This window comes from Hirschia sp. (assembly GCF_058892565.1).
The window spans coordinates 55348-67460 of the sequence record NZ_JBZXVU010000032.1; the positions used below are offsets into that span (position 1 = coordinate 55348).

12 protein-coding genes are annotated in these 12113 nt (G+C 47.4%); 6 read left to right on the plus strand and 6 right to left on the minus strand.

Translation table 11 applies throughout. The features are described 5' to 3' along the window. Positions 1–13: 13 nt before the first annotated feature. Positions 14–631: a 16S rRNA (guanine(966)-N(2))-methyltransferase RsmD gene (gene rsmD / locus AC5EF3_RS12170; RefSeq protein ID WP_493548233.1), complete on the minus strand. Its 618-nt coding sequence runs from the start codon at positions 629–631 to the stop codon at positions 14–16. A 47-nt stretch (positions 632–678) separates the two neighbouring features. Here rsmD and AC5EF3_RS12175 point away from each other — a divergent pair, with 47 nt between their 5' ends. Beyond that, positions 679–1143: a nucleoside deaminase gene (locus tag AC5EF3_RS12175; protein WP_493548234.1), complete on the plus strand. Its 465-nt coding sequence runs from the start codon at positions 679–681 to the stop codon at positions 1141–1143. A 6-nt stretch (positions 1144–1149) separates the two neighbouring features. Here the strand turns inward: AC5EF3_RS12175 and AC5EF3_RS12180 are convergent, their stop codons facing one another. Beyond that, entirely contained in the window at positions 1150–1896 is a 747-nt protein-coding gene (locus tag AC5EF3_RS12180) for a TSUP family transporter (RefSeq protein WP_493548235.1), read from the minus strand. A gap of 148 nt (positions 1897–2044) precedes the next feature. Between AC5EF3_RS12180 and AC5EF3_RS12185 the strand changes: the two genes are divergently transcribed. Next, complete coding sequence (locus AC5EF3_RS12185) at positions 2045–3571, plus strand: pseudouridine synthase (RefSeq protein ID WP_493548236.1); 1527 nt, start codon at positions 2045–2047, stop codon at positions 3569–3571. A 76-nt stretch (positions 3572–3647) separates the two neighbouring features. Here AC5EF3_RS12185 and AC5EF3_RS12190 read toward each other — a convergent pair whose 3' ends face one another. After that, on the minus strand, positions 3648–3971 hold the full coding sequence (locus tag AC5EF3_RS12190) for a hypothetical protein (protein ID WP_493548237.1): 324 nt from the start codon (positions 3969–3971) through the stop codon (positions 3648–3650). Between the two features lie 132 nt (positions 3972–4103). Next, positions 4104–5387: a phosphoribosylamine--glycine ligase gene (gene purD / locus AC5EF3_RS12195; protein ID WP_493548238.1), complete on the minus strand. Its 1284-nt coding sequence runs from the start codon at positions 5385–5387 to the stop codon at positions 4104–4106. A gap of 159 nt (positions 5388–5546) precedes the next feature. Between purD and xseA the strand changes: the two genes are divergently transcribed. From xseA to AC5EF3_RS12215, 4 genes are all read left to right on the plus strand, one after another. Further along, positions 5547–7226: an exodeoxyribonuclease VII large subunit gene (gene xseA, locus AC5EF3_RS12200; RefSeq protein WP_015826841.1), complete on the plus strand. Its 1680-nt coding sequence runs from the start codon at positions 5547–5549 to the stop codon at positions 7224–7226. Between the two features lie 92 nt (positions 7227–7318). Then, entirely contained in the window at positions 7319–7531 is a 213-nt protein-coding gene (locus tag AC5EF3_RS12205; RefSeq protein WP_015826842.1) for a DUF2093 domain-containing protein, read from the plus strand. A 103-nt stretch (positions 7532–7634) separates the two neighbouring features. Continuing rightward, the gene (locus AC5EF3_RS12210) at positions 7635–8663 is read left to right on the plus strand and encodes a M23 family metallopeptidase (RefSeq protein ID WP_493548309.1); all 1029 of its coding nucleotides are present in this window, start codon (positions 7635–7637) and stop codon (positions 8661–8663) included. A 589-nt stretch (positions 8664–9252) separates the two neighbouring features. Continuing rightward, positions 9253–10038, plus strand: a complete 786-nt coding sequence (locus AC5EF3_RS12215; protein ID WP_493548239.1) for an abortive infection family protein — start codon at positions 9253–9255, stop codon at positions 10036–10038. A gap of 74 nt (positions 10039–10112) precedes the next feature. On the opposite strand, the gene AC5EF3_RS12220 is transcribed toward AC5EF3_RS12215, so the two are convergent. Next, a complete protein-coding gene (locus AC5EF3_RS12220; protein WP_493548240.1) occupies positions 10113–11111 on the minus strand; it encodes a lysophospholipid acyltransferase family protein in 999 nt (332 codons plus the stop codon). Further along, a complete protein-coding gene (lpxK, locus tag AC5EF3_RS12225) occupies positions 11108–12112 on the minus strand; it encodes a tetraacyldisaccharide 4'-kinase (RefSeq protein WP_493548241.1) in 1005 nt (334 codons plus the stop codon). Before lpxK ends, AC5EF3_RS12220 begins: the two co-directional genes overlap by 4 nt. Position 12113: the final 1 nt, after the last annotated feature.

A 12113-nucleotide genomic window follows, 5' to 3' on the forward strand; every position in this document is an offset into this window, starting at 1 on the left:
AAGGCCTGTCGAATTATTCGTTTTGCGTCGTGTCTTCTTTGGGGGTGCTGGTTTCTTCATCATCGGGTTTAACGACCCTCGCCATATACACTCGGGCAGCGCCATAGCTTTTTTCATGCAGGACTTCAAAACCTGGGAATTTGGGTTCTGGATCATCCTTGGATACTTCGGCAACGATAATAGCATCGTCAGCTAGCCAATCACCTTTGACAAGCTCAGTAATTGCAGGGTCAACAAGTTCATACCCATAGGGCGGGTCCATAAATGCAATATCGAATTTTTCACCGGCACCTGCCGGGCGTTTACCTAAATCTACAGCAGATCGTCTGTGGATACGTGTAGTGCCAAATTGCTGGAATTTTTCGATATTTTCACGAATAACGCCGCGCGCTTTAACGTGTGTTTCTACAAACAGACAATAACTTGCCCCCCGCGAAAGGGCTTCAAACCCAAGCGCTCCTGAGCCAGCATAAAGGTCTATCACGCGTGCGTCTTCGATAGGCGGAGCCCATGCTGCATGTGCCAATATATTGAACATGGCTTCACGTGCTCTATCAGACGTGGGACGAGTGTCGCGACCTTCGGGTGTGATGATCGAACGACCTTTGAGTTTTCCGCTTACAATTCTCATAAGAAATGCGTTAGCACTGTCAGATATGATTTGGGAATGGGTAATTGATGAAAGAAGCTGAACAAATGCCATATATGGCGCGCGCGATGAAGTTGGCTGAAGAAGCCGCGCTGGCCGGCGAAGTGCCTGTTGGGGCTGTTATTGTCGACCCGGTCACGGGAAACATAGTGGGTGAGGGGCGTAATGGTCCTATTGGGGCACACGACCCAACTGCACATGCTGAAATCGTTGCTATTCGAAATGCATGCGCGTCTGTTGATAATTATCGCCTGCCTGACTTGGAGCTATATGTCACGCTGGAGCCATGTGCCATGTGTGCTGGCGCGATTAGTTTTGCGCGTATCGGGAAAGTTGTTTTTGCGGCAGATGATCCAAAAGGTGGTGCAATTAAACACGGGCCCAAATTTTTTGAGCAATCAACATGTCATTGGCGATCCCAATGGGAACAGGACACACGTTTTGCGAGTGAGGCTGGTAAGATGTTGAAAGCATTCTTTAAATCAAGGCGTTGAAATATATTAAAAAATACCAGCGGCGCGCAACAGAAAGACGACGCCAATCGCTGTGACTAGCCATTTCATCCAGCGTTTGAAATTAACATCATTCATTCTGTGCAAGACGAGCCCGCCCAACCATGTACCGGTCATTGATACGGGCATGGCTGCAACTAAAAACCACCATGGTGGCAGTGCGGACATGCCAGCAGCCTGAATTGCTGGACCGGTCCAGAAACCAATTTTGATAAGGTGGGCGAGTGCCTGCGTTGTTGATTTATTGGCGACAATGCCTTGGCGGGTGAGGTCTGAACGGACAAAGAAAATATCTAGCATTGGCCCTGCAACACCAGCTAAAGTATTTAATCCAGAGACAAGAAAGCCGGCTATTATACTATCGGTTTTTCTAAGGATATCAGCATGAAACAGGTTTTTGGGTAGCCATATAAGCAGAGGAAGTAAGCCTAGAATGAGATAGAGTGTAGGCTTGTCTGGAACCCAATTTACAAAACAAAGAAGTGCAATCGCTATCAAAGCACCTACGATATAGTGTCGAATGAGTGTCCAGTTTATGTGTCTGCGCAGTAGAAATGCTCTCCAACCATTGGCGACAAATTGTATAGCTCCGTGAATAATCATCGCTTGCGGGATTGAAACGACAGCAGCAAGCACACCCATCAAAATTAATCCACCTGCCATTCCAAAAATGCCAGAAATGAATGCGGTGATAATTGTGGTTATGAGAATAAGAAAAGCGATGAGTAACGACATGAAGCGTCTTTAACGGCAATGCGTCTGGTTTGCCAATATGCAGATTGGGTGAGATAGGGTTTTCCAGCTTGAGTTGTCTGCAATTGTTTGATACATGCTGCTCCCTTACTTTGACGAGCATAAGCTCGAATTATGACTGGAGAATTATATGTCGGAGCGTCGCGAGACGGGCCGTAAGCCCAAATCTACTCAATCAACAAACAAGCCTGCTGAAAAATCAGTTCAATCACCAGATTGGTCCAAAGGCGAACGCATTGCAAAGTGGCTAGCTGCTGCTGGTGTGTGTTCACGCCGAGAAGCTGAGCGCCTTATTGAAGAAGGGCTCGTGGCTGTAAATGGGCAGGTGCTTGATAGCGCTGCTTTTAAGGTAACCGGTAATGAAAAAATTACGGTTGAAGGTAAGCGTGTAGGTGGTCCAGATAAAACACGTCTCTGGCGCTTTCATAAACCCAAAGGCCTTGTGACAACGAATTCAGACCCTGAAGGGCGGCCAACTGTTTTTGAACATCTGCCGAAAAAGCTTCCGCGCGTGATGACGATTGGGCGATTGGACCTGAATACAGAAGGTCTTTTATTGCTGACAAATGATGGCGAATTGGCGCGTACGCTTGAATTGCCAACAACGGGTTTGAAGCGGTGTTATCGTGCGCGCGCTTTTGGTAAAATTACGCAGCCTGAATTAGATAAACTTCAAGAAGGTGTTTTGTTCGAAGGCGTTGTATATCGCTCTATCATTGCAACTTTGGATAAAACCAAAGGTGACAATAACTGGATTGATATGACACTGACTGAAGGTAAGAAACGCGAAGCGCGTCGTGCCTTGGAAAGTGTTGGCCTGATTGTGAACCGCTTGATCCGTGTATCTTACGGTCCCTTTGAATTGGGTGACCTTGTTGAAGGCGGCGTAGCAGAGATACCAGCTGGCGAATTATTGTCTGAATTTGGTGATAGCATATCTCGTAAACGGCGCCCTGATCCTGCAAGTGTGCCTCAATCCTACATGGAACCAGATACAAAGCGTAGGCGCACAAAGGGACGTGATGAAGATACTTCACAAACAGCACCTGCAAAGAAGCCTGCTGCAACGATAAAACCATTGCGTGGTGAAAAGTTTGAAAAGCCAAGCTCAGGAAGAGAGCCAGCGCAGCGTTCGCACAAACGTCAAACACCGCACCGGTATGCAGCATTGCGTGAGGGGGTTGAGACTAATCCTGAGCCGCGTGATTTCAGCAAACCGGCTAAACCAGGCGAAGCCGTTGTGCCAGCCAGTCTAGCTAAAACGCGTAAGACGACGGCACCGCGTAAAGAGGCAGATGCAGTTTGGATAACGGAAGCTGACGGAACAAGACGTGAGTTGCCGCAACGCCCTAAAACAGCTGGGTCTCGCCGCGATCGCGCAAGAGCTAAGGGGAATACTGCGCACCCAACTAAAGAGGATGTTGTGCGTCCACGTTCTTTAAGCGAACGTCGTCAGGAGAAAAAGGGTAAAACAAGCTCCGGTGAAATTGGCTCTCGCGGTGATGGTGGATTGCCTTGGAATGAGCGTGCAGGTGCGACACGCGGAAAACCGCGTCCAGCAGGTGTAAGACCAGCTCCCAAACGGGGTGGGTCTAGTTCAAAAACGGATCGTTTCAATAAGGGCGGAAAATCGGGCGGACCTAAAGGGCGTAGATAGCAGATAGCTGAAAAACAAAGCAAAGAAAAAGGCTCTCAAAAATTGAGAGCCTTTTTTATTAATAATGTCTATGAAGTTATTCCGTTACAGAAATCACTGTGGCAGTTCCAGTTACGCCATCATTTCTTGTATAGCCTGTGGTGAAACCGACATCATGTGAAACTTCATCAAAAGTGACACAAACTTTTTGTTCTGCTTCACCACCGCAAAGTGTTTTGCCTGTTTCGTCCCAAGAATAGGGTGAAGTTTGGTCACCAATTGTGGCTGTTTGTGCAGTGGAATCTAGAATGATTGTAACTTTGTCACCGTCTTCTGGTGCAAACTCAATTGTCATGCTTCCAGCATAGGCTGGCGCAGCAAGAAAAATTGCAGATACTGCCGCAAGGATAAATTTTTTCATGATTTCCTCCCAATTGCTCCATCATTTTTGATGTAAGCTTTTTTAGAGGCGACCCAATTCGCCCCTACGGAAGTATTAACGATATTTACGTTGCGAAAGAACAAGCCTAAACAAGGTTAATTTTTGTTAATTTTATCCGCGACCTTTGGCGCGCCAGCCGATATCACTGCGATAAAAGCCTTCAGGCCAATCAACTTTGTCAACAGCCTTATACGCTTTGTCGATTGCATCTGTGATTGTGTCAGCAAGTGCTGTTACACCTAATACACGGCCACCAGCGGCGACAATTTCGCCATTCTTTTCAGCTGTACCAGCATGAAAGACGACGACACCTTCAGCGCTTGCTTCAGCCTCATCCAGCCCTTTGATGACAGATCCTTTTTCATAGGCAGCAGGATAGCCGTTTGTCGCCATGACGACACATACGGCTGCATCTTCAAAACGCTCGGGGCGACGACAATCAGCTAGGTCAAAGCCGGTTGCACATGCTAGCATTAACGGCAGAATTTCGCCTTTAAGACGTGCCATGATGACCTGACATTCAGGATCACCAAAGCGGCAATTATATTCAACGACGCGCGGATTGCCGTCAGGGCCGATCATCAATCCAACATATAGAACGCCTGTATATGGAATACCCATATCGCGCATGCCTTTTATCGTCGGATTAACGATTTCTGTCATGACACGTTCTTGCATGTCTGCATCAAGAATTGGGGCGGGCGAATAGGCACCCATACCGCCTGTATTCACGCCTGTATCGCCATCACCAACACGTTTGTGGTCTTGAGCACCAGCGAGCGCGACGGCGGTGTTCCCGTCTGTTAATGCAAAGAAAGAAGCTTCTTCACCATGCATGAATTCTTCGATGACGAGTTCAGCGGAAGATTCGCCAAATTGACCGGCGAGCATGTCGTCAATAGAGCTCTCCGCTTCTTCGCGTGTTTCTGCGATGACAACGCCTTTACCAGCTGCAAGGCCATCTGCTTTGAGCACATAGGGAGCTGAGAATTTATCGAGAAATGCTTTAGCTTCAGCTGCATCTGTAAATCGGCCATATTCAGCTGTGGGTACACCGCATGCTTTCATTAAGTCCTTCGAAAAACCTTTTGAGCTTTCCAATTGAGCAGCAGCTTTAGATGGGCCAAATACTGGAATATCAGCCATTCGCAGTTTGTCGGCCAATCCCATGGCAAGGGGCACTTCAGGCCCGATGATGACTAGATGAGGGCGTTCGTCTTTTGCGAGGCGAACCTGACCATCAATGTCTTCAGCTTTAATCGGGATGCACCGAGCGACATTCGCCATTCCGGGGTTTCCCGGGGCACATAGGATTGAAGTGACTTTAGGGCTTTTGTTAAGCCGCCAAGCCAGCGCATGTTCGCGGCCACCGCCGCCGACGATAAGTATTTTCATGGGAAAAAGTCATTGGCGCTTGAATGCCCCGCCGTCAAGACTTGATTGAAAGCAAAACCGTGTGTCTACAATGGATTTTATTGCAAAACACACTGATTGAGCTGTGAATATGGTAAATCTTGGTTTGACCCGTTGGCTGGGATTCTTTATTTAAAGGATATGTCTGATCTTTTTGATGCACAAAAAAACACCACAGAAAATGAACTTGAAAAATCAGGTGTCGGGGAGGTTCACTCCAATTCACCAGAAATGTCAGTTTCTGAACTTTCCAATCGTTTAAAGCGAACCGTGGAGGATGCTTATTCCTATGTACGGGTGCGTGGTGAATTGGGACGTGTGACGCTGGCAAAGTCGGGCCATCTCTATGTCGATTTAAAAGATGATAAAGCAGTGCTCAACACGATTATGTGGAAAGGGCAGGTATCCAAACTTCCATTCAAACCTGAAGAGGGATTGGAAGTGATCGCTGAGGGACGTTTATCAACATATCCTGGCCGCTCTAATTATCAGATGATCGCGGAATCTATGCGACCAGCTGGCGTTGGCGCGTTGATGCAATTGCTTGAAGAACGCAAGAAAAAATTGGCGGCTGAAGGGTTGTTTAATCCTGAGCACAAAAAAGAACTGCCGTTTTTGCCAGAAACCATAGGTGTTGTTACCAGCCCGACGGGGGCTGTGATCCGTGATATTCTGCATCGTGTGAAAGAACGCTTTCCTACGCACGTTTTGATCTGGCCGGCATTGGTGCAGGGTGAGCATGCGGCTGCTCAAGTGGCAGGAGGAATTCGCGGGTTTAATGCGATTGGACCAGCGGCGCGGAAAATAAAGCGGCCCGATTTGATTATTGTTGCGCGGGGCGGTGGATCTGTTGAGGATTTATGGCCGTTCAATGATGAGGACGTTGTTCGCGCTGTTTTTGAAAGCGAAATTCCGATCATTTCTGCTGTTGGCCATGAGACAGATACGACACTCATTGATTTTGTTTCAGACCGACGTGCACCAACACCGACAGGGGCAGCTGAAATTGCGCTGCCTGTGCGTGCTGAACTGATTGCGACCACTGATGCATTGGGGGCGCGTGGGAAAAGAGCGCTGCAACGCGGTGTTGATACAAGTAAGGTTGAGTTGAGAGCTGTGACTGCGCGGATGCCTCGGCCTGAAATGTTGGTGCAAGGTGTGCGTCAGCGACTGGACTATGCATCTGAAAAACTTGGGTTTGCGCTTAAGGATATTGTCGTGCGTATGCGTAGCCGCTTGCAGCAGGCATCAAGCGGGCTTCAGCCATTAGCTTTGCAAAGAGAAATGGTGCGACGTAAAACAGCGCTAGACACCTTGTATATGCGAGCAAGTTTTGCGCTTCGCAGAGATGCGGGCGACCGCTCTAAGCTTTTGCATGGCATATATGGCCGCTTCCTAGCACGGGATCCGCGCAATACTTTTGGGCGTAAGCAAGATTTGGTTGAGGCGACATTTCATCGATCAACTGTGGCTATGGAGCGCTTGATTGGCAAGAAATATGAGAATTTAGAAACGGTGAACCGTCTCTTGTCGTCCGTATCACATGAGAATGTGTTGGCTCGAGGGTTTGTGTTGGTTCAGCGCATGAATGGTGAATTGGTGCGTCATGCAAGCGATGTTGATTCATCTGAGAGATTGCGCTTGCAGTTTATTGATGACGAAGTGCGGGTGACATCTGATCCGAAGACGCCGCAAGAAGCGCCGCGTATTGTGCGCGAAACGGAGCCTCAGACCACGCAATTGGGCGGGATTGCGAGTGCACCGACAAAAAAAATAGTTAAACCTCCATCTGGGTCCGGTGGGCAGGGTGATCTGTTTTAAAAAGAATAATCAGTTATGATCTTCGCGATCATGCAAAATGCTGGACTTAAAATTGATGCCTCCATCTTTGTGAGGTCTAAAAGGAAATGAATATGTTGCCTTCAGGTCTCCCCGGAGAAGCGAAAATAAAGTATCTTGATGCTGATTTTGAAATCCTAAAAATGGGAAAATTCGTCATTTGTGCTGTGACGAATGAACAGATTTTGCTTGAGGATTTGAAATATTGGAGCGTTGATCTGCAAGAACCTTATGTGGATGCAGAAGCTGCTGTAAAGCGCTGGAAAGAAATGCAACCAACTGCGTAAATTGGACAGTCGTGGTGAGGCTTAATGCTGGGTTCATGACACAAATTTAGGTTTGAAGTTCGCCACCTTTTTTAGAGCAAATGCGAGAAGCGATTTGACCGATATGAAACGCCTTTTGATTTCTTCCTGTGCAATTGGCCTGAGCGTGATGATAGCCTGTGCGCCGGTTTCTGATGCGGATGAAGCGATAGTGCAAAGTGCACCTGAAATTGCTGTGACGGAGCCTGATGTTGAAGATGCTGTTCCGCTTGCGGAGGAAGTCAGCAATGAAAAGATTGTCGATGATCAAGCGATCACGCCACCGGTTGAAAGCAAATGCTCTAAAAATGCGAAGCAAGGTGGTTTGATAGTTTGTCAGCTGCCGATTGGAGCGCGTGTTGCCTTAAACGGCCAAGCTATGGCGATTGTTGGGGAAAGTGGTCTGGCAACGATTGGATTGAAGCAAAATGCCGCTTCACCTGCGATTGTGTCTTGGTCAATTGATGGCGTTGAGGCTTTTGAAAAGTTTGAAATCCCTGTTGCGGCGCGTAAGGATGATTTTCGTGAATTGACGGGTATGAATTGCGATAAAGTCGATGCGCGCACACCAAAACAGAAGAAACATGCTGGTGAGTCGTGGGTTAAAAAAGTGGATGCTTTTGCCAGTCTCAATGCGCCTGTGTCTAAGCAAATATCTTTTTTAAAGCCGGCTGATGGTCCCTATAGCAGTCCATTTGGACCAACCCGCCATTATACAGGTGTGTCAGAAATAACTGGCAAAAAATGTGAGTCCACAAGCGTGCATCGCGGCCTAGATATGGCTGTGCCTGTGGGAACAGATTTAATCGCGCCAATGAGTGGAACTGTGATTTTAGGCGATCCTGACCTTTATTATGAAGGTGGCTCAATTTTCCTAGATCATGGGTATGGTCTGGTTTCTGTGTTCATGCATTTATCACAAGTGGATGTTGCTGCGGGGCAAAGTGTGCAAACCGGCGAACGTTTAGGGGCGACTGGGAATACAGGCCGCACAACAGGGCCGCATTTGCACTGGGCCGTAAAATGGCGCAACACGGCACGAGATGATCGCAATGGTGATTTTTATATTGATCCGGCAATCGTGTTGGAATTGGCCGACTTAGACGCGCAATAAGCGTTATTTATCAAGCTTAAATCGCCGGAATGCTGCGCTGCTTTATATGGATATGTGCAAACTTATCCGACACGCATGCATGTCGGTTATTGCTGTTTCTATCGGAAATGATTTTGAAAGTGGCGCGAGAAGTCTGGCCAGCCCAGCCAAACTTCTCGCTTGTCGCTGAAGGTCGTTATGACACACACCTCAACATTTGCCCGATGATATCGTTTGCAATTGTCTGACCCCTCGGACAATTACATGTCATCACCAATGCTAACAGGCGAACGCACAAAGGCGTTAGGCTGTCGGCGTGGGCGCATGTTGTGGAAAATGGAGGCAGATGTAAATAGAAAATATTTGGGAAAACGCATAAAAATAGGCGTTTTTGCTGTTTTTGATCGAATTTGAGGCGCGTCTATGTTGTGTCGGTTGGTAAATGAGCAATAGTTTCGCGTTGACGTTGGGGGAGGTTCGGGTGAGCTTCTGAGAGAATTGAAAGCAAGAGCTTTTTTAAGTCTGAAATAAAATGCTGTATTTTAGAAACACTCAATGCAATGTTTTAGTATTAAATTAGATTTCGTTTTAAAGAAAAGCAGTAGTTGCAATGGCGAAACTTTCTCACGCTCAGAAAAGACTTATTAGGGATGTAATGGCCTTTCCAAACGGATTGGGTTACGTGTTGGATTTTAGCGACAGAACTATTTTAGAGTTTTTTGAAGATGAGTTCAGGATAGATTTTGATCAAAGCAAATACAAATCTAACGGAACCTCAAAAGGTAACCGGCTAATTGCATTGTTAGAAATAGAAGATGCGTACACAGCAGTTAAAGTACTTCGAGGTTTGTGGGATAGAAGGGAAGCATTGCTTTCTATGCAGCCGGATGCAGGTATTAATACCCCTGTTACCACCAAAGATTTTTTAGCTGTAATTTCTTCCATTGAAAACGGTGCGGATATTATCAAAACAGATGGAATAGATGCTTTTAAACCCGATCGAACTTTGGACGAGCTGATTCATGACATAGAGCGAAGCCTAATTGTCAAAAAGCCAGAAGTGGCTATGGACCATCTGCACACGTATTGCATGAAAAAATTTAACCATTTACTTGATGTGAGGAAAGTCTCGTGTGGAACAGAAGAAGCATTGCATTCTCGATTTGGGAAATACCGTAAGGAACTAGCTAAAGAGCAAGAATTATCCGAATTTACTGAAAGATCTATGAAATCAGCTATTAGCTTGTTTGAAAGTTTCAATGAAATTAGAAACAATAAGTCATTAGCTCACGACAACCAAATACTTACAAATGTAGAGGCACGATACGTTTTTGAACAAATTAGAGCAATGCTTGTTTTTATTCGATCCGTGGAGGCGGGGCGTTATGAAACTTGAGTATTCTGCGGTCAATAAATGTATTTTGAAAGTGAGCTTCTGGTAACTAATTATTATAATTCTGTTATCTGAACCTACATCACCCCAGCCTGTTTCCACGCTTCTTTTGGCCAGCGATTGTGTTGCCAGAACCATTGGTCGGGCGCGGCGCGGATTTGGGATTCCGTCCAAGCTGTGATTTTTGGGAGTGTGTCTGCAACGGCCTCCTCAGCGCTCATGGCCTGGTCGGTCCAGATCGGGGCGTGGAATGTGACGGTGTAGCGTGCGGGGGCTGTGCGGCGCGTTGAAATAGGCAGAAGCGGAATCTTATAGCGGTGCGCCATGCGTGTGGGGCCGGGGGCAGTCATGGCATCATGCCCAAAGAAAGGAATTGGCACGCCTTCATTGTATTTTTGATCATTCATCAACGCCACAGAACGCTTACTCGCGAGAGCACGCATAAGGTCGCGTGTGCCATTGCCCTTGGCGGCGAGTGTGCCGACTGAATTTTGCAAACGCGCATCGGCAATGCGCTTATCAATGTGGGGATTATTGGCAGAACGATAAGTGATCACGCAGTCTTTTAAACGCGATGTGATCGGTTGGGCCATAACCTCCCAATTTGCCATATGGCAGGAGATAATGACACATGGCTTGCCCAATGCGTTGATGGCGTCGACATGGTGTGCGCCTTCAACGGTAAGGCGTGGGTCATCGCCATCGACGCGGATTTTGTGGACATGGGGCAGTTCGCCTGCAATGCGGCCAAAATTTTCCCATGATTTGAGAGCGCATTCTTCTACTTGTTCTTTGCTCCATTCGGGAAAGGCCATGGCAAGGTTACGTGTGGCGGTGCGGTGGGCGCTTTTACCGAAAATGGGGCCAAGCTTGCGGATGAGCTTTGCGCCGTCATCTGAAGCTTGGTCGATCGTTTTTTTGGAGAAGCGGTTCCAGTATATGTGATCCCACGCAAAAGCTTCCACACGCCATTGCGCGCGCTCACGGAAGGTGGCGCGGCTATCTATGAAAGTGCGGCGTTTATAGGCTGCTTCAGTCTCGTTTCCTGAGCTGGAGGAGTTTTCATTCTGCGTCATTTGGGGGATGGCAATTGCGCTAGAAGAGCTGCTTTTAAACGAGCTTCATCTTCTGAGGAGTCGAATGAAATTGTCACTGGTAGTGTATGGATTTTACCGCGCTGTTTTTCAGGTAGGCGAATATAGTCTTTTTCTGTGGTGATTAAGGTGGCAACGCGTGTGCGGGCCAATTGCCTTAGATAGGATAAATCGCCCTCAGAATAGACATGGTGGTCAGGAAAAGGAATGCCTTCAACCACTTCAACGTCTGGGAAAGAGGCGAGTGTATCAAAGAATTTTTCTGGACGTCCAATTCCTGCAAATGCTATATATTTTCCTGGATGAGGCGCTTCATGAGGTACGATGCGTGCGCGCATTATTTGTCCTGCGAAACCGCCAATTTCGGTGGGGACAGGGCCATCGCCTAGCAAAATAATGATATCGGCACGTTGAATGCCTTGTTCAATTGGTTCGCGTAATGGGCCTTTGGGAAATACGAATGCATTGCCAAATGGAGCAGAAGAATCGATCACCAGAATGGATGCTGATTTGGCCAAAGTTGGGTTTTGAAAGCCATCGTCGAGCAAGATAAGGTCAACGCCGGCATGTTCCATCGCTTCTGCAGCGGCGACTCTGTCTTTTCCGACCCAGTTTTCGCCGGTGCGCGCCATCATTAATGGCTCATCACCTACATCTGCTGCAGTATGTTGATCAACATCGACGCGGACAGGGTCTTTCATACTGCCGCCATAACCGCGAGAGAGTGTTGCGACCCGAATGTTTTCGTCAGCAAGCAAGACATCACGAATATATGTGGTGAGCGGCGTTTTTCCTGTTCCTCCAACAGTTAAATTGCCGATGCAGATGACAGGTATACCCACTGTTTCTGGTTGTGTTTTATCGAGGCGATATTTGCCGGCAAAAGAATAAGCCATAGAGAAAGGGGTCAGAAGTGATCTGATCAAGGGAGCTGCATAGCGGCTGGTTCTATCTCTTTCGCGCCAGAAAGCTGGTTCTTGCATA